This window comes from Pseudoxanthomonas sp. F11 (assembly GCF_037046485.1).
Lineage (GTDB): Bacteria > Pseudomonadota > Gammaproteobacteria > Xanthomonadales > Xanthomonadaceae > Pseudoxanthomonas_A.
In genome coordinates this window covers 1-24,300 of sequence record NZ_JBANLZ010000006.1, presented here as the reverse complement: position 1 = coordinate 24,300, position 24,300 = coordinate 1, and the positions used below count along the sequence as shown (strand labels likewise).

General features: G+C 59.6%; 25 protein-coding genes and 1 tRNA gene. 12 read left to right on the top strand and 14 right to left on the bottom strand.

Annotation, left to right across the window (positions count from 1 at the left end):
• Positions 1–14 precede the first annotated feature (14 nt).
• The 4 genes from V8246_RS16095 to V8246_RS16080 form a co-directional block, all read right to left on the bottom strand.
• The gene (locus V8246_RS16095; RefSeq protein ID WP_336190126.1) at positions 15–701 is read right to left on the bottom strand and encodes an ABC-2 transporter permease; all 687 of its coding nucleotides are present in this window, start codon (positions 699–701) and stop codon (positions 15–17) included.
• Positions 698–1,582 carry an ABC transporter ATP-binding protein gene (locus V8246_RS16090; protein WP_336190125.1) on the bottom strand — a complete coding sequence of 295 codons (885 nt, stop codon included), beginning with the start codon at positions 1,580–1,582 and terminating at the stop codon, positions 698–700. The genes V8246_RS16095 and V8246_RS16090 overlap by 4 nt, the downstream gene beginning before the upstream one ends.
• Positions 1,579–2,004, bottom strand: coding sequence for a GntR family transcriptional regulator (locus tag V8246_RS16085; protein ID WP_336190124.1), 426 nt, complete (start codon positions 2,002–2,004; stop codon positions 1,579–1,581). Before V8246_RS16085 ends, V8246_RS16090 begins: the two co-directional genes overlap by 4 nt.
• Before the next feature lie 922 nt (positions 2,005–2,926).
• The gene (locus tag V8246_RS16080; RefSeq protein WP_336190123.1) at positions 2,927–3,103 is read right to left on the bottom strand and encodes an antitoxin; all 177 of its coding nucleotides are present in this window, start codon (positions 3,101–3,103) and stop codon (positions 2,927–2,929) included.
• 253 nt (positions 3,104–3,356) lie between these two features.
• On the opposite strand from V8246_RS16080, the gene V8246_RS16075 reads away from it, so the two are divergent.
• The 4 genes from V8246_RS16075 (at position 3,357) to V8246_RS16060 (ending at position 4,820) form a co-directional block, all read left to right on the top strand.
• Positions 3,357–3,449 (top strand) — tRNA-Ile (locus tag V8246_RS16075).
• A gap of 22 nt (positions 3,450–3,471) precedes the next feature.
• On the top strand, positions 3,472–3,714 hold the full coding sequence (locus tag V8246_RS16070; protein WP_336190122.1) for a hypothetical protein: 243 nt from the start codon (positions 3,472–3,474) through the stop codon (positions 3,712–3,714).
• A 4-nt stretch (positions 3,715–3,718) separates the two neighbouring features.
• Complete coding sequence (locus tag V8246_RS16065; RefSeq protein ID WP_336190121.1) at positions 3,719–4,258, top strand: hypothetical protein; 540 nt, start codon at positions 3,719–3,721, stop codon at positions 4,256–4,258.
• A 25-nt stretch (positions 4,259–4,283) separates the two neighbouring features.
• Positions 4,284–4,820, top strand: a complete 537-nt coding sequence (locus V8246_RS16060) for a hypothetical protein (RefSeq protein ID WP_336190120.1) — start codon at positions 4,284–4,286, stop codon at positions 4,818–4,820.
• Positions 4,821–4,846: 26 nt separating this feature from the next.
• On the opposite strand, the gene V8246_RS16055 is transcribed toward V8246_RS16060, so the two are convergent.
• Positions 4,847–5,782: a DNA-binding protein gene (locus tag V8246_RS16055; protein ID WP_336190119.1), complete on the bottom strand. Its 936-nt coding sequence runs from the start codon at positions 5,780–5,782 to the stop codon at positions 4,847–4,849.
• A 104-nt stretch (positions 5,783–5,886) separates the two neighbouring features.
• On the opposite strand from V8246_RS16055, the gene V8246_RS16050 reads away from it, so the two are divergent.
• Together V8246_RS16050 and V8246_RS16045 are read left to right on the top strand one after the other, a co-directional pair.
• Positions 5,887–6,972 (top strand): site-specific integrase, encoded by a 1,086-nt coding sequence (locus V8246_RS16050; RefSeq protein WP_336190118.1) that lies wholly within the window; start codon positions 5,887–5,889, stop codon positions 6,970–6,972.
• A gap of 223 nt (positions 6,973–7,195) precedes the next feature.
• Positions 7,196–8,371 carry a Druantia anti-phage system protein DruA gene (locus tag V8246_RS16045; protein WP_336190117.1) on the top strand — a complete coding sequence of 392 codons (1,176 nt, stop codon included), beginning with the start codon at positions 7,196–7,198 and terminating at the stop codon, positions 8,369–8,371.
• Here V8246_RS16045 and V8246_RS16040 read toward each other — a convergent pair.
• The 6 genes from V8246_RS16040 to V8246_RS16015 all read right to left on the bottom strand — a co-directional run bounded on the left by V8246_RS16040 (position 8,368) and on the right by V8246_RS16015 (position 17,220).
• The gene (locus V8246_RS16040; RefSeq protein WP_336190116.1) at positions 8,368–9,444 is read right to left on the bottom strand and encodes a hypothetical protein; all 1,077 of its coding nucleotides are present in this window, start codon (positions 9,442–9,444) and stop codon (positions 8,368–8,370) included. The two genes, V8246_RS16045 and V8246_RS16040, sit on opposite strands and share 4 nt — an antisense overlap.
• Before the next feature lie 80 nt (positions 9,445–9,524).
• Entirely contained in the window at positions 9,525–10,679 is a 1,155-nt protein-coding gene (locus V8246_RS16035; RefSeq protein ID WP_336190115.1) for a hypothetical protein, read from the bottom strand.
• A complete protein-coding gene (locus tag V8246_RS16030) occupies positions 10,676–13,090 on the bottom strand; it encodes a hypothetical protein (RefSeq protein WP_336190114.1) in 2,415 nt (804 codons plus the stop codon). Before V8246_RS16030 ends, V8246_RS16035 begins: the two co-directional genes overlap by 4 nt.
• 1,294 nt (positions 13,091–14,384) lie before the next feature.
• Positions 14,385–15,290, bottom strand: coding sequence for an IS3 family transposase (locus tag V8246_RS16025; protein ID WP_336190113.1), 906 nt, complete (start codon positions 15,288–15,290; stop codon positions 14,385–14,387).
• A 327-nt stretch (positions 15,291–15,617) separates the two neighbouring features.
• A complete protein-coding gene (locus V8246_RS16020) occupies positions 15,618–16,676 on the bottom strand; it encodes a hypothetical protein (RefSeq protein ID WP_336190112.1) in 1,059 nt (352 codons plus the stop codon).
• Complete coding sequence (locus tag V8246_RS16015; protein WP_336190111.1) at positions 16,660–17,220, bottom strand: sigma-70 family RNA polymerase sigma factor; 561 nt, start codon at positions 17,218–17,220, stop codon at positions 16,660–16,662. Before V8246_RS16015 ends, V8246_RS16020 begins: the two co-directional genes overlap by 17 nt.
• 126 nt (positions 17,221–17,346) lie before the next feature.
• Here V8246_RS16015 and V8246_RS16010 point away from each other — a divergent pair, with 126 nt between their 5' ends.
• Entirely contained in the window at positions 17,347–18,015 is a 669-nt protein-coding gene (locus V8246_RS16010; protein ID WP_336190110.1) for a hypothetical protein, read from the top strand.
• A gap of 11 nt (positions 18,016–18,026) precedes the next feature.
• Positions 18,027–18,584, top strand: a complete 558-nt coding sequence (locus tag V8246_RS16005; RefSeq protein WP_336190109.1) for a cytochrome b — start codon at positions 18,027–18,029, stop codon at positions 18,582–18,584.
• 915 nt (positions 18,585–19,499) lie between these two features.
• Here V8246_RS16005 and V8246_RS16000 read toward each other — a convergent pair.
• Together V8246_RS16000 and V8246_RS15995 are read right to left on the bottom strand one after the other, a co-directional pair.
• Positions 19,500–19,994 carry a DUF2267 domain-containing protein gene (locus V8246_RS16000; RefSeq protein ID WP_336190108.1) on the bottom strand — a complete coding sequence of 165 codons (495 nt, stop codon included), beginning with the start codon at positions 19,992–19,994 and terminating at the stop codon, positions 19,500–19,502.
• 277 nt (positions 19,995–20,271) lie between these two features.
• Positions 20,272–21,219, bottom strand: a complete 948-nt coding sequence (locus V8246_RS15995; RefSeq protein ID WP_336190107.1) for a S41 family peptidase — start codon at positions 21,217–21,219, stop codon at positions 20,272–20,274.
• Here V8246_RS15995 and V8246_RS15990 point away from each other — a divergent pair.
• The 4 genes from V8246_RS15990 to V8246_RS15975 are packed head-to-tail and all read left to right on the top strand — an operon-like array spanning position 21,218 to position 23,598.
• Positions 21,218–21,700, top strand: a complete 483-nt coding sequence (locus V8246_RS15990; RefSeq protein WP_336190106.1) for a MarR family transcriptional regulator — start codon at positions 21,218–21,220, stop codon at positions 21,698–21,700. The genes V8246_RS15995 and V8246_RS15990 overlap by 2 nt on opposite strands.
• Before the next feature lie 12 nt (positions 21,701–21,712).
• Positions 21,713–22,519, top strand: a complete 807-nt coding sequence (aac(3), locus tag V8246_RS15985) for an aminoglycoside 3-N-acetyltransferase (RefSeq protein ID WP_336190105.1) — start codon at positions 21,713–21,715, stop codon at positions 22,517–22,519.
• 6 nt (positions 22,520–22,525) lie between these two features.
• Positions 22,526–23,098 (top strand): DUF1993 domain-containing protein, encoded by a 573-nt coding sequence (locus V8246_RS15980; RefSeq protein ID WP_336190104.1) that lies wholly within the window; start codon positions 22,526–22,528, stop codon positions 23,096–23,098.
• Positions 23,098–23,598 (top strand): GNAT family N-acetyltransferase, encoded by a 501-nt coding sequence (locus V8246_RS15975; RefSeq protein ID WP_336190102.1) that lies wholly within the window; start codon positions 23,098–23,100, stop codon positions 23,596–23,598. The genes V8246_RS15980 and V8246_RS15975 overlap by 1 nt, the downstream gene beginning before the upstream one ends.
• A 108-nt stretch (positions 23,599–23,706) precedes the next feature.
• On the opposite strand, the gene V8246_RS15970 is transcribed toward V8246_RS15975, so the two are convergent.
• Positions 23,707–24,300: Sua5 family C-terminal domain-containing protein (locus tag V8246_RS15970; protein WP_336190101.1), on the bottom strand; the 594-nt coding region annotated here is incomplete at its 5' end.

The following is a 24,300-nucleotide window of genomic DNA, read 5'->3' as shown; positions in this document are numbered from 1 at the left end:
GCATGGCGATGCCCTCAAAGGAACGCGGCCTTGCGGGCGTGGATCCAGCTGGTGACCAGGATCGCGACGGCGATCGCCGCAAGCTCGGCCGCCACGATCCCCAGCACGGGCGCGCTCCAGACGATCTCGTCGGTCTTCAGGTGCTGGACGATGCCGTCGAGGCGGCTCACCCAATAGATGAATGGCCCGATCAGGGTCATCAGCACGAGCATGGTGAAGATGTTCCAGCCTTCGGAATCCACGGCGATCGCCACGCACAGCGAGACGCAGAAGTTCGCCAGCAGGAACAGCGCGACCACCACCACCCAGGGCACGGTGCCGTCCGGGCGCGGCGTGGTCAGGATCATCGCCAGCAGGCCGGCGACGACCAGCAGGAAGGGCACCAGATAGATGACGAGGTTGGCGAGCAGCTTGCCCCAGTACACGTCCATCGGCGTGACCGGCAGACTCAGGATAAAGGGCACGGTCTGCTGCTTGCGTTCGGCCGTGATTGAGGAGTGGATGGCGTAGGAGCCCACCACCAGCAGCAGTACCAGCAGCAGCAACGCGCCGGCCGCGGCCATCATCGGCGTGCCCATGCCGACCAGGCCCAGCGCAAGCAGCAGTGCGGCGACGTAGCCGGCCAGCTGCTTCTGGTACACCTGCCAGTCCTTGATGATCAGTTTTCCGACCATGCCGGCATCGGATGCGAGCCAGTTCATGCGTTGTTGCCTCCGCGGACGGTGGTAACGAAGATGTCTTCCAGCGGCATCGGTTCGACCGAATGCACCGCAAGGCCCAGCGCCTGGAGCGCGGGCAGGGTGGCCTCGTCGAATGCGCGCGTCTTCAGCTCGATCAGCGGTGCGCTGTTGCGCGCGGAGACCACGCCCGGCAGGTGCCGCAGGCCTTCGGTCCACGCACCCTGACACAGGATCCGCCGCCAGCTGTCCAGGAACGATTCCTTGTCACGCGAAGCGACGATGCCGCCGCCATGGATGAAGGTGATCGTATCGGCGATCTGTTCGATGTCGGCGGTGTTGTGCGAGGAGAACAGCACCGAGCGTTGTTCGTCGCGCAGCACGTCGGCCAAGGCTTCGAGCACTTCGCCCCGCGCGACCGGATCCAGCCCCGTGGTCGGCTCGTCCAGCAACAGCAGGCGCGGATGGCGGGCGAAGACCAGCAGCAGCAGGGCCTTGACGCGCTGTCCGTGGGAAAAGCCACCGAGCTTCTGTTGCTCTCGCAGGTCGAACCGCGTGAGCAGATCCTGGGCGTAGCGCTCGTCCCAGCCGGGATAGATGCGGCGGATGAAGTCCATGTGCCAGCGCAGCGTCTGGCCCGGGTACAGGCGCATGTCGTCCGATGCGTAACCGATGTCCCGCTTCACCGCGACCTGCGCCTGCGGCAGGGGCTGCCCGAGCACTTCGACCTCGCCGCCGTCGGCGCGGATGAGCCCCATCAGCAGGCGCATCAGGGTCGACTTGCCCGCGCCGTTCACGCCGACCAGGCCCATGACCTGGCCGCCCGGCAGTTCCAGTTGGATGTCGCGCAGGGCGAACCCGTCGTACTGCTTGTGCACGCCTTTCAACGCGATGGCGGAACTCATTTCGGCGTCCTTTCGGTGGGGTCGGTGGGCGGTTGGGCGGCGTGCGGCGGGTCGGACAGCGCCAGTTCGACCCGATCCAGGATCTCGCGTGGGCTGAGGGCCAGCTTCCTGGCCGCGTCCAGCAATCCCTTCAACTGCAGCTGGAATTCTTCGGTGGCCAGCGCCTGTGTGGCATCGAGCGTGTCGGCGACGAAAGATCCCTTGCCCTGGCGCGTGACGATCACGCCCGCGCGTTCCAGTTCCAGGTAGGCGCGCTTGACGGTGATCACGCTGACCTGGCTGTTGCCGGCCAGTTCGCGGATGGAGGGCAGGGCATCGCCGGCCCTCCACTCGCCTGTCATCACCTTGGCGACCACCTGCTCCACGATCTGGGCGTACATGGGCGTGGCCGAGTGCGGGGACAGCAGGAGTTCGGTGGGCATGCGATCCTTCGAATCACGTGTGCATAGTCAATATACACAGCTATTCACGGTCGTCAAGCCGCGGCGGGTTCGACTGAAGTCGGGAAGAAAATGTCTGCCGGCCAGCCGGGCCGCCCGGTTAGGAAGCGGACGAGCCGGATCGCTCCTGCCGCCCAGAGCGGAGGTTGTGCTTACACGATTGGGCAGGTCGGGACGTCATTGGCTGACTGTCGGACGAAGTGACTGCCGACTCGGCTTCGGCAGGCATCTACGTTTGACAGATCAAGGACTTGGACTTGTGCGGCATCCGGACAAGCGCCCGTGGATCAGTTGCGCCCCATCCTTGCTTTTATTTACATAATAGGCATTATGCGAAATTATAAGTTGGGCAGCCGGTCCGGTGGTGGCTGGCATGGTGACTGTTCATGGCAGAGATTTGGGCCCTCCCAATGCAGAACTTTTGCGTTCTGCAGTAGAAGCCCTTGAGGCTCGGTGAACCTTAGTAGACATTTCTGGTGGTTCATGAACTCTTGGTAGACGCTGCTGGATACTGAGCACCTGCTGAGCGCTATCGTCTGCTGACGACCAACAAGTTCCAGCAGCCGAGGCCCTGGTTTCCAGCAATCCCTGCCCATAAGTTCCAGCAGCGCTGAGATCTGGACTTCAATTTCCAGCACCGCTGCTCTGTGGGACGACAAATTCCTGCAGTTCTGCATCTGATTCATCGATCCGGTGACCGCCTCGTCAACGATTCCGGCGATCGGCAATAGCCTGAATTGTTGCCTCGTGGGCAGCGCACTCTTGGATGATCCTGCTACGCACTCTTTGTGCTCAGTGAACGCAGACAAGGGTGTCTATAGTTTGGAATCACATACATGAATGCCTGGATTTCTGGAAGCTATCCCACCGCGCCCGATCTGGCAGTTGGGCTGGACCAACCGGTTCAACGCTTCCGGCGATCGGCAATAGCTTGAATTGCTGCCGTGACGTGAGCCATGGCCTCCTCATGCGGTATTGAAGGCCGCGGGTCTTGCAGCGCACGCTGCACCTTGGCTCTGAACCAAGCGTCGTACTCGTCGTCTGGCAGGCCCTGAGCTGTCCCAGGTGCGTCCGAAGTCATAGATGTAGCCTCCTCCTCAGCTCTCAGGGACTTCACGGTTCGATCATGCATCTGCGTGTCAGACGGTTCAAGCGCCCTCAAACTTGGGGGCATGTGGTCTAACCAACATCGTATGCTGTTACTCGTAATGCCCCAGAATTTGGGAGCCACGTTCCGCAGAGCTATTGATTTGTCGTCCAGACTTGCTAGAGTCGCTGCCGTGAACATCCTCTCCCGCGCGCTCCGAATACCTGGCTGATCAGTCGACTGATCAGCCCCTGTAGCTCAATGGTTAGAGCAGCGGTTTTATAACCCGTCAGCGCCAGATAAGCGGCTTATGCCGGTTCGAGTCCGGCCAGGGGCACCACACCTCCTATTAGAGGTTGGCCATGCCTATCCTAGACCCCGACGACTACCTCTCGCACATCGTCTATGACGAAGTGCGTGATGGCTGGTGCCTGACTGAAGAAGGCCTGTGGCTTCTTCTGCAAGAGATGATTGCCAGGACCAAGGAGCTTGATCGCCTTGATGTAATCGAGGGACGAAAGCCGCCCACCTACACGCATTTCATCCAACCCGAGATGGTTCGGGGCGCAACGGTGATCTGGCCCAAGAAGTACACATCAAGCTGATGTCGTGACCTATTTATTCCTCGATACGGAATGGGCGGATCCGACGGGTTCCGAGCTAGTGAGCTTGGCGCTCATCAGTGAAGATGGAATTCACCGGTTCTATGCTGAGCGCGATCCCTTGCCCGAGGAGGCCACCGACTTCGTGCGATCAGTGGTCTATCCCCTGCTCGATCGCGGGAAGTGGCGGATGTGTGATCAAGCGATGACTACGGGGTTGCGTGCTTTCTTAGGGGCTATCCCAGCCCCGATTGTGCTGGCTGATTACCCTAACGACTTAGCGCTACTGAAGTACGTGATTGCCGGTTTCGATATGTCAGACGAACTGGCCGCGGCCTGCGGTCCGATCCCTCAACCTGTGATGACGAGAATGCTGAAGGAAGGTGCAATGGGAATGCTGGTTGAAGACTACTTCGCGGGCCATTCAGAGGCTGCAGCCCGACGGCATCATGCTCTGGTCGATGCAGAAGCGCTGCGTATGGCGTGGCTGGTAGTTACGGGTCGAATCGAAGTGCCGGCATGGGCGCGGACAGTCCATCTCCAGTGACCCCTCATCCTTTTCAGGAGTTGAAATGAAGCACGCCGACTTTGCCATCGGAACTGAGTTTGAAATCTGCACCGGCCAGCGCTGGCGCTGCACCGACATGGGTCAGCGCTCTATCGTGGCCATTGAGTTGCGATCGGATGTAGATGAGGACTGGTTTCATGGTCCACCCTATCCGGTGCCGGAAGTGGTGTTCGATGAGCATGACATCGCGGGTGCGTTCCGGAGCGCCGAGGAGCACATCCTGGACGCGATAACCAGAATGAATGGCGGCACGCACCCAGGCTATCCCCATGACGTAATGAAAACAATGATGGAAGCATGGCTTCGCGAGGATGCGCGAACGTATCCGCGAGCGAGACTTCTCCGCAGCGACCGGGTCGATGTCAGCGGCGAGATCCTGCACCCTTATGCAGCCGAGTCTACGGCGGAGGGATGGTGCATTCTTCTTTACGCACCGTACACACAGGCATTCAGTACGTTGCCAGAACGCGTCTTTGTCTCGTTGCGCGCGGCAACCTCAATGGATTTTGAGGCGCGAGCAAAAGCCGTCAGAGAAGGCTGAGGTCGCTCGTCGTGTCATTTCCCTGGCTAGGGTTGCTTTTCCGCCCCACGGTTGGCCCGCTTGCCAACGGACTTGCGTGGCTTGGATGGGGGCTCACGTCGGCGCATTGCCGCTTCCAATGCCGCGGGCAGATTCTGCAGCTTGCTCAGTTGCTTCTCCAAGGCGTCGGCGCGCGCCCGCTCGCTGCTGGCGCTCCGGCTCGCTTCGGCGGTGGCGGTCTTGGCCTCATCGAGCGCTTGGCGCAGCAACGCCTCGCTGGCCGCCTGGTTCTTGGTAACCGCCGTGAGGCGACCCTGCAGCTCTTTGATCTCCTGGCGCGCCCGGTCGACTTCGGCATGAGCGCGATTCTCCAGCGCCTGCACGTGCGCGGTCAGACTGGCGCGTTCGGATTGGGCAGCGTCCTGCAGGACCTGTAGGCGGGCTTCGAGCGCCCGCTTGGCGCCTTGGGCCTCGACCTCGCGCGCCGTCACGGCATCGCGTTGCTGGGTGAGTTCTTCGATTTGCCCCTCGAGCCGGCAGACCAGTCGCTGCAGTTCGGTCAGCTGTGTGGTCGCTAAGCGCTCCGCCTGGCGGGCGGCCTCCGTCTGGGCCCGCAGCGCGCTGGCTTCGGCCTCCAGCCTCTCGCGCTCCCGTTGCAGGGCGCTGCGTTCCTCTTCAAGGACCTGCCGGTCCACGGCCAAAGACGCCTGCAGACTGGCTTGGGCGCTTCCCAGTGCCAGCGCCCACCACTGCCCGGCCAGGGCGGCAACGGCGTCTGGCGCGTCGGGGACCGCCAGTTGAACCTGCTGCATGTGTAGACGGCCGCCGAGCCCCTGCCACCACGTGTCCAAGTGCCGCGTCACCGTGTTGGGCGAGCCGGTGCCCAAGTGAGCGCGAATGCGTTCGACGGTCGGGCGCTCCCCCGCCGCGACCAGTTCGTCGGCGGCGGTGTGGACGTCGGTTTCTGTGATGCCTCGTGCCATGGGAATGCCTCCTGTGTCGCCGCCCTGCCCCGTTGAATACGTACTCACGATAACTGATGATTATCGAGGTTACGAGGCTCTTGGCGTAGTAAAACATACATACTATGAAAGATATTCCCGCGATTCCGACCCTCGCGCAACCGGCGGCCAGCCTGACGCTGCCCGCCCAACTGGCCCAACAGGCCGCCGACGCGGTGCGCGAGCTGCTCGCCGAAGCGTCTGCCGCCAATACCACCCGCAGTTACACCAGCGCGCTGCGCTACTGGGCTGGCTGGCACGCGGCGCGTTACGGGATCGAACTCACGCTGCCGGTGCCCGAGGCCGCCGTTCTGCAGTTCGTGGTCGACCACGTGGTCCGGCGCAACGCCGATGGCGACCTGGCCTGGGAACTGCCGCCGGCCGTTGACCAAGCGCTGGTGGCCGCCGGCCTGAAAGCCAAGCCCGGCCCCTGGACGCTGAGCACGGTCCGGCACCGGGTCGCTGTCCTGTCCACGGCTCACCGACTCAAGCAGCAGCCCAACCCTTGTGAGCAGCCGGCGATCCGCACCGTGCTCAGCCGCGCCGCGCGCGCTTCGGTCAAGCGTGGCGAGCGCCCGCGCAAGAAGACGGCGATAACCCTGGCCGAACTGGAAGCGATGCTGGTCACCTGCGACGACAGCCTCGAAGGCCTGCGCGACCGAGCCCTGCTCTGCTTCGGGTTCGCCAGCGGCGGCCGTCGACGCAGCGAAATCGCGGCGGCCGACCTGCGTGATCTGCGCCGGATCGGCGACAAGGGCTACATCTACCGGCTTGAATACAGCAAAACCCAGCAGGCCGGTGTCACCGCATCTTCCACACCGGACAAGCCAGTGCTGGATCGGGCAGCCTTGGCGCTAGAAAAGTGGTTGGAGGCCTCCGGCCTCACAGAGGGGGCGATTTTCCGACGGCTCTGGAAGCAGCGTATCGGCCCTGCCCTCTCCCCGGCCGCAGTTGGGGAGATCGTACAGCGACGAGCGCGTATGGCGGGACTGGAGGGAGATTTTGGTGGGCACAGCCTGCGTTCCGGGTTCGTGACCGAAGCCAGTCGCCAAGGCGTGGCGCTGCCGGCGATCATGCAGCTGACCGAGCATCGGTCGGTGTCGAGCGTCGTGGGGTACTTCCAGACGGGAGGTGCGACCGCAAACCCGGCGGCTCGCCTACTGGAGAATTGAATCACCTGTCAGGTCGGAAGCCACTCCCTTGAGTGTGGGCTGAGCACAGGTAAAGTGTCCTGTTGAGATGCACCAGAACGCGGCAGAGCACTGTGCCCCCCGCTCTCCCCCTCTTTCACGGCACCGTTTGATGGCACTGGACTGTCTCCTCAGGGGTGGCTCGATCTCAGCAGGCGCGTGCCAAGGGTTTGACAGACCCGGGGCGTTGCTGGCCAAATACGCCATGCTTGAAGCCCCACTCAAACGCCCAGACACAGGGAAACCAGCCTCGTACCCGCTGCCGGGGACGGTCGTGGATGATGGCGCGCTGGCCGAGCAGATTCAAAAGGCGTGGATGACTTGCCAGGAGGCAGTGCGAACGTCTGACAAGGCGCGGCTACGGAGTCTTCACGTCCAAGCAAAAACGCACGACCGGGAAGTGTCCTATGCGGACCTGCGCCGGCTCTATACCCGTCACCGCCGCTATTTTCCGCAGCCAACCGCCATCGATCCCTCAAGGATCGATCCCATACTAGTGCCGGTGATCCAACGAACGCTCGAAGGCGATCTGTTCCGTATCGCCCGTGGTTACTGGTCGATGCCCTTCTCCAAGGGCTATGGACGCCGTCTGCGGTTCCTAGTAATGGACCGCCACCATGAGTCTGTAATTGGAATCTTGGGGCTTCAGTCGCCCTCGGCGGATCTGGCTTGCCGGGACACCTACTTGGGTGTCGACAAGGACCGAAAGCTAGCAGTCGTCAACAATACGTTGGATGCGTACACCGTCGGCGCCATGCCTGCGTACGCCTCCATACTCGGCGGTAAGTTGGTGGCAGGTCTCCTGTGTTCCAACAAGATCCGACAAGCGTACTGGCGCGCCTACGGTAATAGTGTTACCACCCAGCTCAAAGAAAAGGTTCCCCAACCATTGATCGCCATTACAACGGCCAGTGCCTTTGGTCGTAGCTCGATCTATAACCGCCTGCGCTTCAAAGACACCTTGCTCGCCGAACCCATTGGCTACACGAAGGGTTATGGCACGATTCATCTGGAGCGACTCTACCCTCTTATGGCGGACTGGTTGAAGATGACAGGACAACATGTTCCGGCTGGCTTCGGGAACGGACCGAAGGTACGTTGGCAGAACATCATGCGAACATTGCTGGGGCTCGGCGTCGCGCGTGATTGTCTGGCGCACGGCATCCAGCGCCAAGTTTTCATCCTGCCGCTTGTGCGCAATCTCGCCGATGTTTGCCAGAACGCGGCGATCGCCGATCCCATCGATTTCGATGACGAGGCTTGGACGCAGTATTGGCTGGAGCGATGGTGCGGTCCACGCGTCCTGCGCAATCCGGAATGGAAGGCAGTCGACAGCCATGCACTTTTCGAGCAAGCCCTCAGCCACGGAACGCCGGACTAGCTACCACCTTCCTTCCAGAAGCCCAACGCAAGTGCCAGGAAGGCGAGCAAACCGACGGTGCCTGGCACGATCAGGCTCTGCTGGAAGGACGCTCCAGCATCGGGCGCATCCCATGCCAGTAACGCCGAACTAAGCGCCAAACCCAAGGACGCGACCACTGGCCGCCAGCGGCCCACCACCAGTGGAAAGTCATACCGTGCAACGACCGCTTTGGCCCGATCCTCTCCCGGCGTCAAACACTCTAGAACACCCTCGGTATCGGCGACAGCAGCGGGCGCTCTGAATTCGATCAGCCTAAGGGAAAGATGGCCATGGGCGCGGCGGAACAACGTCGAGGTGAACATCTGTAGACGTTTCACATCTCGTGATGAATCGACACGAAGACGACGCGTAGTCACGAAAGTTGCTGACGTGTGGGAGAGTTCAAGGACTACTTCGCCAATCGGATTTCGAAGAATTCCCCCTTGCTTGCGCGTCAATGAATGCAGATCACACGCGACGCTCGCCCCGGAATCGACAGTGAGCGCACCTTTGCTGTCCAAGGTTGCTTGCATGCGGGGAGGCAGGCCTGTCAGGTGGTACAGGAAAGGGATGCAAACGGCTTCCCCATGGAGAAGATCATCCAGTGTCAGCACGCGTTGTGCGACGATCTCCCAAGCGTCGACCGAGGCACTGGTTACAAAGGCGGTAAGGGGGGCCTCAATCAACTCGACGTAGTTCCCCGGCGCCCTTTCAGCAGAGCGGAAGTGTTCGGGCAGGCCGCTGGCTTTGGACCGCAGTTCTGGCCAAAAAATTCCCTCTGGAAACGATTCATAAGCGTAGTCAGACAACGCGACGTCTAGAACGAGAAGCTGACCTTGGCATGTCGCATGGACGATGCGACCGGTTCGAAGAGGTGCTACGGCGTTAGAGCCAACCTCCGAGCTGGCACCAAGGGCTACCAAGACGAGAGCATCAGGTAAGGCGGCGCGCTGGACTTCCTGCCAGACGGCTTGTGACACGTACGCCTTGTTGTAGCGCAAACGAACATGCGCGCCGTTTGGTAGACCGACAATATTGATGACATCTTCCACGAAGCGACGGTGTCGCAAGGTCGTCAGACATAGGAGAGTTGGCTTGCTTACGTTGGATCCGGGACGTACAGAACGATCAGTCACTTCCAGCACGCCTCTATTTGAAGAGTACCAACGCGAGCCAAGTATCGGACGTTCCCTCGCACATCGGCGAACACAATCCGTCGTAGGGTGCCGACTCCATCCGAATAGGACTTTGCGGTAAACGCTTCGGGCCTAGCATGAACTAGTGACACCTCCGGCCGCGCGGACAATGCCAATGCGACCCCTATGGCCTGAAGCTTGGTGCCCATGTGGATCATCGAGACGTTAGCGCCCGTGCGGCGCTCGATCTCCCGCATGACCAATCTTGCGCACTCCTTGTAATCCAGGGCGCCACAGTGGCCAAATGATCCGACGGGGAGACTGGCGGGTGTCTCCTGATCGGAGCACATTATGGCCAAGACCGTGCGCATGATTGCGTCATGGCGCCATTTGTGATCTTCGCTATCCGTGTCAGGGAGCAGCCAGTAGATTTCCTGCTCCTCCGTATTCAGGGAATCCAACCCTAAGTGGCCAAGGCAGCGCTGCAGGCGGGTGCCAAACATAGAGGGAGTCGCGATCGCAAACCCAGGTAGATGATCATGATGAATGCCAGCTTGAAGTTCATTTGTGCCGACATCCGAAACCCCCTGCTCCCGTTGATTCGACTCTGCCCATTGCATGGCTGGCCGCCCAATATCGTCTTCGCGAGGCGTGTGGTAGACCGCGGCTGTTGCGTAGAGCACTGTCAATCTGATCGGGCGATCTATTGAAAAAATCGTCAGTAAGGCGGAAAGAATAAATGTTGATGAGGATGCGCTGATATCGAATACCACATGACACGGCGCCAAGTCAGGCACCTTGTCCAACACCGCACGAATAGCGTCCCTGACGGCCGAAGGCGTATCTGCATCGCATTGAAGGTGCGGCTGCGTGGCAATCGCATCAAGCAATGGCATTAGTTCCTCGGCTCGCAGGTCATTGTCCTGGCCGTTGGTTCGATAGTGACCCAAAAGGATGGGCCCCCGAACCTTAATTCCACGCTGGGCAAGATCGTCGGGGAAGGCGCAAACCCTTTTCTCGAATCCGCGCGATACGATAAAAAGATCAACCTCCTCGTCGAACGAGCCGCCCCACTCCTCAAGAGAAGGCAACTCTGCGATGGCATCCTCGACACTCGCCGCCTTGACCAGAAATGGCTTTCGTACGCTCACAGCAGCTCCCCCTGGGGGCTATCAAATAGTCCGCTGTCGGCACCATACCTAATCCACACTTTCTCCATGTAGACGTCTGGCTTCATCAATAGCTCCACGAAGTCCTCGATGCGCTTAACGTCGATGTAGTCTTTTCGAATCAATGAGGTTCCGAAACTCGGCAATACGGAAGTGCGCAGTTCCCAACGCACCGTTCGATGACCAGAGGACTCCTTACCCCGACTTTCCGGATGCTCGATGAAGACCCCACGTCTCACAAGCTCCTTCCGCAAAGCGACCAAATGGTGGCCATTGGACTCTTTCATCAGCTCCGCATCCAATGTCGTACCGGGACTCAAGCTCATTTCCATCCGATAACGGCGCTGAGGCTGCAACCTACCATCGACATCTTGCAGCTTCCCGTGGACGAGAATACGGGCGGCAGTATCGCCAAATGCGACCATGATCCGATGCATTTGATCGCCGAGTGGATGGAAGCCTTGCACGCGTGCTCGCATCCCGTTAGAGATCTTCGTGATGGAGTCGTGCTGGATCTCTGGCTTGATCGTATCTACGGACTTTGAATCGACCTTCGCACGTGCGAACATCTCGCGCGTGATGTGCAGGATTGTTGCTACATCGCCACTCCATGCGTCAGACAGCACATGCAGGCCATGGTAGTGCGTCTTCTTTCCACTTCTGGTCGGTTTCCCATCTCCACGGATAGCCAAAGCAAGATCAGTGTCTTCTCTGCAAGCACTTTCGCCGATCAACTGCTCTGCCGTTCCCGCATACTTTGCTGTTGCTAAGCGTTTATTGAGTAGCTGTGTAATGAATGCCCGGCGCTGGGCCCTCTGATCATTCCCAAGTGTCAGCGAACCAGCATCAATCGGTGTGAACTCGCGATTGGCATCGATCTGCGCGCCGTCGTGATGCGTCGTATCGAATCCATAGGGTTCGGAAGACACCATGAATGTGAAGCTGCTATCGCGTTGCCAGACAATGGTGTTCAGAATGCTTTGAATCTCCGCGTGCAACCGAGACTGCGTATAGTCATCCAGCAGAAATGTCATCCTGCAGGTGGCGAATCCAGGCGCGACGCTGAGGACATGCCGGCACAGGTCTCTGATGAATGTGGAAGGCAGCGCTAGAGCTGATGATGTTGTGGAAGAAATCAGATCTCGACCAAGCTCCAATCGCGCTCGATCCAAAGCATCCACACACGACTGGAACAGGTCCATACCGGCGATTCGCACCATACTCAGTTCGCCATCGCATTGGCGGATCAAGTGGTCTACGATCGAGGACTTGGCCGTGTCGGACAATCCAAGCATATCTGCGACCTCTGGCGCTTGTGCACAGGTCGCCAATGACCGGAACAATTCGCGCGCCAGGACAAGATTAAAATACGTGGTGATCTCCTGGGCTCGCTCAGCCGTCCTGCCAGGCTTTCTAGCCAGCCACTGCAGGTCATTTCCAAGATCGTTCGCACAGCCGATATATACGCCGAAGAATCCAATTTTTCTGATGGCTTCAGTCGACGCTTGTCGTGTCGACACATGCGTGCGGACGCTAAGGTAGCGAAAGACCATTGACTTACCACAGCCGCGCGGGCCAAACAGCAAGCAGGGATCACCCTTGGAAACAAGCTCAATCCAGGGCAAGCGTTCCACAAAGAGCTTCAGGAGCAGCTCGTCACTAGCTAAATGCTCTGCACTGATCGCGCTAAATGGCGAAAAATTGGTTCTTGAACGCGGCTGCAGGGTTATGGTGGATGCTGCTTCGCGAAGCCGAACGATGTAGTCACCGGGATCGGGAAAGTAGCGGCTAGGATCCTCGTCTGATATCTGTTCAATGAACGCCCGGAAGAGGGTCATGAACTCTGGATACCGACTCGCTTCACGACGGTTCTGGTGCAACACGTTATAGAGCGTCGCCAAGCACTTCGCGACTGAAGACCAATCGTCATCGTCTTTCCGCGTGGATCGATCGATGTCTTTCACGCTGCCTATGTCGATCACCGTCAGGTGCGGATCACGTCGCTCTGGGTCGATAGCAACTAGATCTGGGTCGGGTGCAACCAGCATCAAGTTGCCCAGATGTAGGTCGTCATGCTTAAGGCCACGAGCCTCGAAGAAACGAACCGCAGTGATCAATTCGATGGCCACACTCGCGACAAGACTAGCCGTGACCAGATCCGGGGAGTGGCTCACGATCTCTTCGATGGTTTGGCCGGGAAGCCAGTCGCTTATGAAGCAAACCCAGTCCCGCGTGCCACCAGCGCCGGGTTCATCTTCGAATCGGGCGACGGTGCCCACTGAGCTGGGGAGATGAATGAGCGTCCCCGCACCTTTGAGTCGCTTTGCATTTGCCAGCTCGATCAGCGGTGACGATCCGTCGTAGTCATCTGGAATGTTCAACTTGGCTGCCATCTCTCGCCCCCCGCTCAAGTGTTCCTTGACGCGAAGAACGAAGCCCTTCTTGCCGCGACGGGAGCTCTTTAGTGGTTCGATGAAACCGTGCTCGTTCCTGTCTAGGATTTCAAAGCGCTGCGTATAGGTTTCCCCGCTTGAATCCATCGTCCTCACGACGAGTTCTTTCGGAAATGGCCCCCCTCGATCGAGCCATGCGGTGGTCGCATCTGCGAGTGTTGGCCCCCTGTGCGGGTTATCTGTCACGTCAGCGCCCCCCGGCGATAGATAGTCATAATACTAGATCAGCGCAATGTTTTCGTAAGAGCTCTATGTAAATCCCTGAAGGAACTGCAACATATCTCTTTCTTGTCCCGTAGAAATACCCAACCTTCCAGAAGCGGCATTGACCAGGCTTGATGTTGACAGGCACGTATCGACATTACCGATGCGTTGCAATGGCTTGCGCAGATGAATTGAATAGCCAGTAGAGACTGTCGCCGTGCATGCGTATTAGCGCTAATGCAGGAATTGTGCTGTGAAACGAAAAAGCGCCTGATCAAATAAAGTGTTAGCGTTTGCGCTCTAGTCGCTCAATAGCAGCTTTAGTGATCAGCCCCAGTGTCTCCCTCCTGGCTCGGAGGCCAAGGACAACTATCCAGGCACCGTATCCGAGTGCACCGACCGCAGCCAGCGTAAGGCCCGCCATGAGGCCCCACCCTCGACGGAGCATGCTTGCGTCAGTCTCGGAGACTGCTGGAGGGACGGTTGCAAACTGAAACGCAACCAAGCCCACTACCAATGCAGCAAGCACAATTACACCCGTGTGGAAGCACATCTTTCGCAGCGGCGGAATGTGCTTGGCGAATACGGCTTCTCGAATGGATTCTGAGTCGTCATTTGTCATGGCGCCAACTACCCCTATCCCTGGATCAGCCAACCGACCTATCCACAGCCCCCCAATGTTGGGCCATGCCTTCGATACCGTCAGATCTTAGGGGGACTGGGAGCGGCAAACAAGTCGACGTGTCCGGCCCCAAAGGCGAGCCGGTAAATGTGTGCTGTTCTAGCCTGATCCGCACAGGAAGGACCACTGACCGCGACCATCCCATCGTCGCTGCGGCTCGTGGACCAAATATCCATGATCTGCTATCGCGGGCACGTCAGCCAACGCGGTGAGCTTGGTCGATCTTTTGTGCGCTGAGTCTAGGGGCGAAAACTTTGGTGTTACCGCCTCGGGTCGAGAGTGCCCTACTCACGATAAATCTCCCCAATTCCCCGCCCTTGTCGATGCCGGGAGTGGAGTTACCAGGATTTAGTGGACACCTGAGCGGCGGGACCGATGTGCCGCTTCGAACTCGATGGGACTAACGCCACCGAGGTAGCTGTGCCGACGGAACGGATTGTAGAAGCCTTCGATGTACTCGGATACGTCCAAGGCTGCCGTTTGGCGGTCCGCGTAGATGCGCTTCTTGATGCGCTCCTTCTTCAGGCTTCCGAAGAAAGACTCGGCAACTGCGTTATCCCAGCAGTTCGCCCGCCTGCTCATGCTTGGCTCAAGATGGTTGGCCTTGCAGAAGCGTCGCCACGCGTCGCTTCCATACTGCGTTCCCTGATCCGAGTGGATCAGGGTCTTTCTTGGGCGCCGAGCACGAACGGCCTTCAAGACGGCTTCTAGGACCAGCTCTCGATGAATCGTCGGCTTGACGGCCCAGCCTACGACCTTGCGCGAGAAGAGGTCCACGACGACGGCCAAATACAGCCATCCTTGCCAGGTACGGATGTAGGTGATGTCCGTAACCCAGGCCTCGTTGGGCCTCGACACCGTGAACTGACGCTGCAGCACGTTAGGGATCAATGCGTGCGGCTTTGCAACCGGGATATGACGTATGCGGTAGCCGTGTAACGCCTGGAGGCCGTTCTCGCGCATGAGGCGTGCAACCCTGTGCTTGCTGCATTTCTCACCGCGTTCGCGTAGATCCTGCAGCACCCTGGGGGCGCCATAGATCCCGTAACTTGCGGTGAAAGATGATCGTATGAGACGTAGCAGGCGCGCATCTTCCTGGGCTCGATCGGACACCGGATGATCGAGCCAAGCGTAGTAGCCAGCACGAGCAACTCCAAGCAGCCGACACATCATCTGAACGCTGAACTCATTCCGATGCGACTCAATGAACTGATAAGCCCGCCGAGTCCGGCTTGGAACCTTCTTCGAAGACATGATGCTTGCCTCCCGCTGATCGCATGGATGCTAGACCTGTCCACAAGATGCTGGTAACTCCACAGATCACCTAGGGGGCATGGGGCGAAGATTTCGTGGTAGCGCTGTTCTGGGGGCCGTGTACGGAACTGGGTGGGCCGCCTGCTAGATTCAGGCGGCTGTGTCTGGTACAAAAGTAGTGTCCGTCTCCGGCCAAAACAAGCTGGGTATGCGGATGTCTGCTTTGGGTCGGAAGCGACCATGCCCTCCGCCCCAGCGATAACCATCCTGAACCCGCCTTTGCTGCAAGCGCAGTACGGCCGTACGCGATGGATATGAGGTGCTCCGTCATGGAGTCTCCCGTTTGGTGACCGATACGGCGGCCTTCTGATTCGCAGACTCCGTCCAGGGGAATGCATCCCGCCAGTTGAGCCACCATGCCTTGGGGGGGCGCGGAATGCGCTCCCACCATAGATTCATCGCATGCATGCTGCCACGTGACCACGCTTCGCGGTGCTGGGCGTCAGTCGGCAAGTCGAGCAGCGCCGCCAGCTTCGAATAGACCGGCCCGCTGGCCAGTGCTGGATAACGTGTCAGCAGACTGAGCAGAGCGAAGCTGTCCGCTGGCGTCGCCTCGCGGACGACGGCCTCTTCGCCGCCGGGCGGACGCCCTCCTTCCGCCATCGCCAGATCGAGGTGGCGGACGGCCGCGCGGAACGCGGCGCTCGACATGGTCGCGAGGGGAATGCCACTGCGCGTCGCATCGAAGTCGAGGCCCGATCCCGCTGGCACCAGCGTCTCCTGTCCGTTGACGCGATGCATGATCCAGCCGTTGGTGACGTGGATCGTCCCCTCGCCCTGCAGGTTGCGGCTCATCTCGAACTCGCAGCCCAGGTCGACGGTTTCGCTGGTACCCGCTGCGATGGCGAAGTATCCGGGAGGCGCCCAGATGCGCACACGCACGCGCCCTTCCAGCAGTTCCAGACGATGATGGCCACCACGCGTATCCAGCAGCCGGATCCGCGTTCCCGGCAAGACCTCCATGCGGCCGATGCGCGCCACCTGGACCGTGGCCGATTCTCCGGCGCGGGTCCTCAGCGTCGTGCCCACGTCCAGCGCGGCCGATGCGGGACCGGTGTCCGCATCGACCGCCCATTGCCGGCGCTCCTCCCAGTGCAGGCGCCAGGGCACCCAGACGGCGACGCCGGCCAGGCACGCCGCAAGCGCGACGGCGGCGGCCAGCAAGGCGCGCCGCGCGCGCCTGCGCGGAACGGCCGGCGGCCCTGCCGACCACACCCGCTCGGGTGGCGGAACATGCCGGTACCGGCCCAGCAGCGACGCGAGATGCGCCAGCGTCTCGTCGCCGGGTTGCTGCGGATCCCACAGCGGATCAGGCCGTTCGATCATCACCCTTCTCCTCGAGCTGCGTGACGATGCCCAGCGCATCGCGCAGCCGGGCCATGCCGCGATGGAGGTTCACGCGGACCGACTCCGGTGTCAGTCCGGTCAGGTTCGCGATCTCCGGACCGCTCAGGCCTTCGACCAGCCGCAGTATCAGGGTCTCGCGGTAGGTGTCGGGCAAGCGCCGGATCGCACGCAGGGCTTCGCTGGCCTGGGCGGCCGCATCGGGACCGGCGCCACGCCACGCGGGATCGTCGACCTCCGCGAGGTCCCGTTCCTCGACCATGAAAGTCGGACGGTTCCTGCGGGCAATCATCGCGATCCACGGGCCGAAGGACGCAGGCTCGCGTAATTGCGCCAATCGCTCGAACGCGATGACGAAGGTTTCCTGCGTCAGTTCTTCTGCTCGCGCGCGCGACGTCACGCCCAGGTGGATCGCATGTACCAGCGGCGCGAAGCTGCGGTAGAGCCACGCGAACGCCGACTGCGATCCACGCCGCGCGTCCTGCACCTGCCTGGCGATGTCAGCGGGATCGATCTTGGCCTTCATGGCCCATGGGGTCCGGGGTGGCCTGGAAGTAGAGGACAGTTCGAGCGGAAGTGTTAACACGCCGGACGCGGTTAACGCAGCGTGGCGACGCCGGCTCTTCCCTTGTGGACCCTCCGGAGACCACCCATGCCCCACCCCACGCCCTCGTTCCGCCCCTTCGCTGCCCGTGTTGCGCGCGTGCTCCTCGCGTCGCTGCTCGCCGCGTGCTCAGCGCCGGGCGCCGCCGCCACGCCCGTCGTCGGGTTGCCCTGCGAGGACTGCGAGGTGCCCCTGATCGGGCTGCCCGCCGATCCTCCCGCCCTCGTCCGCCTAGCGCCCGATGACGAACCCGGGGAGCGCCTGCGCCTGACTGGACGCGTGACCGACGCGCAAGGCAGGCCGCGCCGCGGCGTGGTCGTATACGCGCACCAGACTGACCGCCAAGGCGTCTACCCGGGCGCAGGCGGCAAAGGCGATGATGGCATTCGCCAGCATGGACGACTGCGCGCCTGGGCCGCGAGCGATGCGGAGGGGAGGTACACCTTCCTGACCATCCGTCCCGGCAGCTATCCGCGCAGCACGATGCCGCAGCACATCCATCTGTACGTCATCGAGCCCGGCTGCGCGCTGTACTACATCGACGACGTGCTGTTCCGCGACGACCCACACCTGACCGCGTCGGCCGCGCGCAAGGCGGACAAGGGGCGCGGTGGCAGCGGGATCGTGACGCCGCTGCGGACCGCGGACGGATGGCTGGCGCACCGGGACATCGTGCTGGGCCAGAACATCCCGGGCTATCCCGAGTGTGCGCCATGAGACCGCAGCCCTTGGACCGCTATCCCTGCCTCCTGCGCGTGCTGCATTGGCTGCTCGCCCTGATGCTGGCCCTGCAGTTCGTGCTCGGCTTCGCAGCGGAGCATGGCGCCGCGCGGTTGTCCGAGGCGCTGCTGCCGTTCCATTTCCGGCTCGGCGTAATGATCTTGGGACTGACGGTACTGCGCCTGTGCCTGCGCCTCGTGATGCCGACGCCAGCGGCCGACCCGGGAGAGCCGCCCAGTCTCCGCCGCGCCCGGTCGGCGGTCCACGGCGTGCTGTACCTGCTGGTACTGGCGGTGCCGGTCAGCGGGCATGTCATATGGGTGTGGATGGGCGCGGACCGGACCTTGTTCGGCGCACTTGAACTGCCGGCGCTGTTCGTCCCGCCCGCCGACGAAACCGGCCGCGCCATCGCCTGGTACGTGCACGTCTACGGCGCCTGGATCCTGCTGGGGCTCGTAGGCCTCCACATACTCGCTGCAGTACTCCGTCAGCGGGCCCGACGTGATGGGTTCATCACCCAACGCATGGGGTTCAAGCGGCCTCAGCGGGAAGAACGCGGATCATGAAAGTCCTAGCGAGCAAGTCCGAAAATCATCGACACAACGAACACGTTGATGCATGTCCGCTTCCGGCCAGGAGTGGACATTGGTGCTCTGCTGCTCTCTGGACCAATTGGGCTGACCTTCCAGCCATACGAGATAGCGATTAATCTCCGCTCTTCCGCTATTGATGTCGATGGGGTGTTGTTGGGGGTTGTAAGAAATCCGCGAAGCCGAAACTCCTGCCCTCCGTGAGCACCATCTCGAATCGACAGCTCTGTCCTGAACAGGCCTGTCAGCTGGCAGGCCTTGTCGCGTAGAGGAATCTCACGTACCCCAGCTCGGCTACATTCTTCATCAGCTCGATGTTGACCCAAGCCACAACATCGCCAAAAGGACGCTCTTGGAAGGGCCACCTTGTCCGCTCATCGGACAGTAGGTCCTCATCGGCGATGCTTGATATGAGGCCACGCCATCTATCATTCAATGCGCGCAATATCGAAATAGCGCCATCCGCGCTATCTGGGCAGGCAATTGTGTTCTGATCTAGCGTCGCACTATCAAACGAGTGATCTATGGCCATAGACCACCAAAAGCTAATGTGCCATAGAAGCCACGCGATGCTTGGCGGACCCAGATCATAGCCCTCATGCTCTGGCCATTCCCCGCGCCAATAACCTTCTTCCGGCGACACCACGTGTAAACCCTTGGTGGAGGGGCGCCACAGACACTCTTCATTGCTTAGACCGTTCAAATGATACGAAGCTAGGCTCCATGCCATTTCGTACTGGCGCAGGAGTAAGCCAGAAGTCCCTCTACTCATCAGTACTCCAACTCCCTCAACTTAGTCATCGATCTTACGCGGCGTTTGCTTCGCTTAGAAAGGGGGCGTGGACGGATCATGGAGGTCCAGTCTTACTGCGACCGCACAGCTTCCCATTCTCAGGTAGGACTCGACTGCTTTCCCACCATTGACTTCGTCCAGAACGCGGAGGCCCACTTGGGTTGATCGGCAAGTGCCTCCGCCATTCCGTCTTCGCCGAGCAGCTCCCAAAGCGCTTCGGAAACGGCAGCTACGGCGCCAGGCGGCGAGAAGTTGTGAGCCGTGCGAACGGCGCGAACATCTTCAAGCCAATCCTCGGTGGTTCCTACAGCCTTGGGAATGTCCGGCACCCACTCGGTCAAGAAGATGGCAGCAACGTGCGGTGGGAGCGCCCTGGAAAAGGAGATCACCTGCGCAATGGTCAGTCGCTTTCGGTACGCATGCAGTACGCCCACGACCATATTCCAAGCCATGTGGGTAGTCTGAAGTCCGGAGTAGTCGCGAGCCATCACCATGAAACGCGTAAATTCCTCACCGGCGCGTTGGAAGACTTGAGGCATTGGCATAGACAATGTAGATGCTAAGCGTAGAACGCATTTACCGATGTTGCGCATGAAGGTTCATGACAAGTTTGACCTGCTGTAAAACCGATAGTGTTCCAAATGGTGAGCCGCATCCTGCAACGTTAAACTGGCTAGATAGAACGTCGAATCAAGGTTACGATCGCACGCCCAAAAGCACGGTACTTGGCGACATCTGAACACATACGCGCCCCCTCGACGTCTCAACGCCGAAGATGAGTACGCTTTGTGCGTATGCACAAAGATCCTGAAGCTCGACCAGTTCGTCGATTGGTGGTTGGCATCTTGTCGGAACGAGACATCCACCAGGCTAATGGTCGCTAACGGCTTGGAGTTGGAGGCGCGCGACAAATAGGGGGTCGTCTCCACCGGGGAAGTCAGGAACTACCCCGCGCCTCTCCCAGCTACTGCCTGAAACCACGTTGACTGGTGTCGCGACGGGTATAGAGATGCGAAATCCGGTAGGCAGGGTGATCGGCTCATCAATGAGGCTGGCTGCTCCACCAGTGCGACTTCCAACAATCTTCGCTCTGCCTAGCGATTGCAGGGAGTAGGCGACAAACTCGGCTGCCGAGCCAGTTCTTCTATCTACCAGCACTACCATCGGCTTCGTATAGGCCGGGAGTTCTCGCTTCGGCAAAGGAGTCGCTTCGACGGAAGTGCGCTTCCTAATTTTTTGGACTACTTCTACTTCGTCCTCCAGTACAGCCCGCACCAAGTGCTCTGCCGTGCTCGCATCGCCTCCCCCGTTCTGGCGCAAGTCCAGAATCATTGCTCTGCTGCCTTGCAAGAGATTGAACGCTGATGTCAGCTTCTGCTCTACAAGGTCCCAAGGGTAGAACGTCGAGATACGCATGTAGCCGACATTCCCATCAAGGACACGCACTTCCCTTATGCCCGCATTGGATGATGCGGCATCTGCGCGCCACGCCATTAGCCAATCTTCCGAACTCGATTTGCTTGTGGGCGCTTCAAAATGGAAGTGGCCATCATAGGCATCCAGATCTTTGTTTAGGAGATCGGCGAACTCTGCCGTGTCATTGCACGACTCAGCGTAACGTCCGCTATCAGCCCATTGGAAGATAGCTGCTGCTATTCGGCGACCTTCATCAATGTCCACGTAGTTCTCTTCAACAGCTTCCGCTGTCGCATAGAGCACTTCGGTCTGAGTCGGGCAACTAAGCGCCATTACTACACTGAGAACTGACAAGACCTGCATATGCACCCCCTTGATCTTATATAAGCGCTTATATATCATGGCTCGTATGGACAAACAAGCAACTCTAGGCACGCTGCTCCGCTCACTGATTGATCAGTTGGATCCAGCAGTGGAACGCGCGTACGAAGGTCTAGGATTAGGATACCGGCCGCGTTTCACGCCCGTTGTGCGCATCTTGCGCGAGTCGGGATCGGCTCGAATCAAAGAAGTGGCGCAGCGCTGTGGCCTCAGTCATAGCGCACTCAGTCAGACGGTATCCAAGATGGCCGAGGAGGGGTGGATTAGCGTCAGCCCCGGCGAGGACGCAAGAGAACGCGTGCTCAGGCTGTCGATGAAGGCAGAGCGGGCGTACCCTGCGCTGGAACAACAATGGTCAATAACTGCCCAAGCAGCCGAATCGATAAGTAGTGACATTGGCATATCTCTTGAAGAAGTGTTGAAGCGTGCACTTCAAGCTCTATACGAGAAGTCTTTCGACGCGAGGCTTCTAGAGGCCCGTGAGACGAATCGGTCCACGTAGTGGCGACACGCTATGCTCAAGATCGAAACACTGACAGAAGAAGTTCGCGCTCTCGGCTTGCGTTCCGGCGGCGTCGTTATGGTTCATTCGTCACTACGGAAACTGGGCCAAGTGGAACAAGGGGCTGCGGGCGTCATACAGGCACTCCGCAGCGCCTTAGGCCCCACGGGTACACTGATGGCGATGGTCTCTTGGGACCGTTCTCCTTATGCGGAGACGCTTGATGGACGCACGCTGCCGGGTCACCTCAAAGACAGCTGGCCTGCATTCTGTCCCGTAACCTCCTCGGCGTATCCTGGCTACGGGATACTCAATTCTGCCTTGCTTTGTGAACCCGGCGTTCGGCGAAGTCCTCATCCGGATGCTTCGTTCGCTGCCGTGGGACCTGCCGCAGATTTCTTAATGAGAGTACATCCGTTCGACAGCGCATATGGCATTGGTTCCCCACTAGAGCGCTTTGTTGATGTAGATGGGCAAGTTCTAATGCTGGGCGCACCGCTCGATGCGGTCACGCTTCTTCATTATGCTGAAGCCTTGGCCGCAATCCCTCATAAGCGTCGCGTGACCTATGAAATGCCGGTCCTCCAAGAGAACGGAACGAAGGCTTGGGTTCGTTGCAGTGATTTCGATTCCAATGGAATTCTTGACTGCTATCTCACTGGTCCAGATGCCATCGAGTCAATAGCCAGATGCTACGTGCAGGACAACCATGGCGTGCGGGGGCGCATTGGTGAGGCTGTCTGCTATCTCTTTGAAGCCCGACATCTTCTAGATTACGGCGTTTCCTGGCTCGAGTCCCGCCACTCCAGAAGCAAGTAGAAGAGGATGCTCACAGTGACACGTCAATCAGAAGAAGCCAAAACCAGACAGAATTCCACTGAGCTCGTCGCCAACTTCTTTGAACGTCAATTGGCGAACTATCTCCATTTCGTCCTGAAAGCCTCTGCATGGTCGCGTCACGCGGGCTTTAGCGAGCAATCGGTCCTTGAAGCCAGGCTTGCGCCAGACATGTTCAGTTTTTCCCAACAGGTCGAGATCGCATGCCAGCTCGCCATGGCAACCTTTTCGCGATTGGCGGGGGAGGATCCTCCCTCTCCACCGCAACCACGGATTGTTAGCTTAGATGACGCTAGAAGAGCTATCGAGCATGCGATTAGATTCCTGCCTAATCTAGCAGCGCGAGTTCCATATGGCTGGGAGGCGGCTTCGGTGACACTAGAGGTTCCTACAGGCGGAAAACTGCACTTCACGGGCCGTCGCTTCGTGGATGAGTTCTGTATACCAAACTTTATGTTTCATATGACTACTACTTACGCAATCCTTAGAAATCAAGGAGCTCCGTTAGGCAAGCTCGACTTCCATGGGGTCGCAGACGCTGAGCATCGAGAATACGTGTGATGACGCGTTTCACGGTCTACGACTTCAGGGATGAACTCGCTCCCCACTTCTTGGACATCAACGTCGAGTGGATAACCTCGATGTTCACGTTAGAGGACGCTGATCGAGATGTACTATTGAATGCTCGCGCGAGAATTATTGATCGTGGAGGAGTTATTTTGTTTGCTGAGGCAGAAGGGCTCGGCATCGTGGGCACATGCGCACTTCAGAAGACGGGACCGAGAAGCTATGAGCTCACCAAGATGGGCGTGCTTTCGCGCGCCAGAGGCCTCAAGATTGGCGAGCGCTTACTGAACGAGATCATCAAGCGAGCATTAGATATTGGTGCCGACCCGCTATACCTTTTGACGAACACTGCCTGTAGCTCTGCGATTCACCTTTACGAGAAGCTAGGGTTCCAGCACGACGCTGGAATCATGCAGCGGTACGGCAACAGGTATGAGCGCTGTAATGTTGCAATGCGGTACGCTCGCAATGATGTGGACCGAGCTTGGAGCTGATGCGAGCAATCGACGGCATCAGTATCAACTGTGGCCGGAGGCGCGGCCAACCGGCGATGATCTCTCCTCGCAATGACGCGATGCTGTCACTCTCTTGTCTCAGCCCCCTTAACTTTCTCCCAATCCCGCAGCCCTGATGAGGCGATCGGCAATGGCTTCGGCGATTCCGTGACCACGCGGCAACGATGCAACCACGATATCGAGCTGCAGCGCGTCGGCCTCGTGCAGTCGCTGATAGAGGCTCGCTGCTTGCTGATCCAGTGTCAGTGAAAGGGGGAGCCACCACACACCCGGATGGTGCGACGGTGCAACGGCTAGATGCCCTACTCTGCAACCCTGCGCTGCCAAGCGAGCCGCCATCGCTTCTGCCTGTTCGGGAGCGACCAGGACGATGCGAGCTTTGGGTGCGTAATGCGAAGGCTTCTGACCTGGTGCGGGTGTGCCATGAGGATTTGCTAGGGAAATGGATGATCCCAGGACATGTTCAAGCATGGCACGAGTAATCGCGCCAGGGCGCAGCAACCGTGGCGTTCCATCCGAGAGATCGACGATGGTCGACTCCAGGCCTATCTCGCACGGTCCACCATCTAAGATCAGATCCACCGCGCTTCCGAGCGCCTCGGCCACATGGCTGGCCCGGGTCGGACTGACGCGGCCATAGCGATTGGCCGAAGGTGCGGCAATGCCGTCACCGAAGTGGCG

What these genes read in the sequence shown, in the direction of transcription:
- V8246_RS16020 (WP_336190112.1), bottom strand. Translation starts at nt 16,676, where the DNA reads ATGATCGAACGGCCTGATCCGCTGTGGGATCCGCAGCAACCCGGCGAC.
- V8246_RS16095 (WP_336190126.1), bottom strand. Translation starts at nt 701, where the DNA reads ATGAACTGGCTCGCATCCGATGCCGGCATGGTCGGAAAACTGATCATC.
- V8246_RS16010 (WP_336190110.1), top strand. Translation starts at nt 17,347, where the DNA reads ATGCCCCACCCCACGCCCTCGTTCCGCCCCTTCGCTGCCCGTGTTGCG.
- V8246_RS16070 (WP_336190122.1), top strand. Translation starts at nt 3,472, where the DNA reads ATGCCTATCCTAGACCCCGACGACTACCTCTCGCACATCGTCTATGAC.
- V8246_RS16090 (WP_336190125.1), bottom strand. Translation starts at nt 1,582, where the DNA reads ATGAGTTCCGCCATCGCGTTGAAAGGCGTGCACAAGCAGTACGACGGG.
- V8246_RS15995 (WP_336190107.1), bottom strand. Translation starts at nt 21,219, where the DNA reads ATGATATATAAGCGCTTATATAAGATCAAGGGGGTGCATATGCAGGTC.
- V8246_RS16085 (WP_336190124.1), bottom strand. Translation starts at nt 2,004, where the DNA reads ATGCCCACCGAACTCCTGCTGTCCCCGCACTCGGCCACGCCCATGTAC.
- V8246_RS16045 (WP_336190117.1), top strand. Translation starts at nt 7,196, where the DNA reads ATGCTTGAAGCCCCACTCAAACGCCCAGACACAGGGAAACCAGCCTCG.
- V8246_RS16030 (WP_336190114.1), bottom strand. Translation starts at nt 13,090, where the DNA reads ATGGCAGCCAAGTTGAACATTCCAGATGACTACGACGGATCGTCACCG.
- V8246_RS16050 (WP_336190118.1), top strand. Translation starts at nt 5,887, where the DNA reads ATGAAAGATATTCCCGCGATTCCGACCCTCGCGCAACCGGCGGCCAGC.
- V8246_RS15975 (WP_336190102.1), top strand. Translation starts at nt 23,098, where the DNA reads ATGACGCGTTTCACGGTCTACGACTTCAGGGATGAACTCGCTCCCCAC.
- V8246_RS15990 (WP_336190106.1), top strand. Translation starts at nt 21,218, where the DNA reads ATGGCTCGTATGGACAAACAAGCAACTCTAGGCACGCTGCTCCGCTCA.
- V8246_RS16080 (WP_336190123.1), bottom strand. Translation starts at nt 3,103, where the DNA reads ATGACTTCGGACGCACCTGGGACAGCTCAGGGCCTGCCAGACGACGAG.
- V8246_RS16000 (WP_336190108.1), bottom strand. Translation starts at nt 19,994, where the DNA reads ATGCGCAACATCGGTAAATGCGTTCTACGCTTAGCATCTACATTGTCT.
- V8246_RS16055 (WP_336190119.1), bottom strand. Translation starts at nt 5,782, where the DNA reads ATGGCACGAGGCATCACAGAAACCGACGTCCACACCGCCGCCGACGAA.
- V8246_RS15980 (WP_336190104.1), top strand. Translation starts at nt 22,526, where the DNA reads ATGCTCACAGTGACACGTCAATCAGAAGAAGCCAAAACCAGACAGAAT.
- V8246_RS16025 (WP_336190113.1), bottom strand. Translation starts at nt 15,290, where the DNA reads ATGTCTTCGAAGAAGGTTCCAAGCCGGACTCGGCGGGCTTATCAGTTC.
- V8246_RS16015 (WP_336190111.1), bottom strand. Translation starts at nt 17,220, where the DNA reads ATGAAGGCCAAGATCGATCCCGCTGACATCGCCAGGCAGGTGCAGGAC.
- V8246_RS16060 (WP_336190120.1), top strand. Translation starts at nt 4,284, where the DNA reads ATGAAGCACGCCGACTTTGCCATCGGAACTGAGTTTGAAATCTGCACC.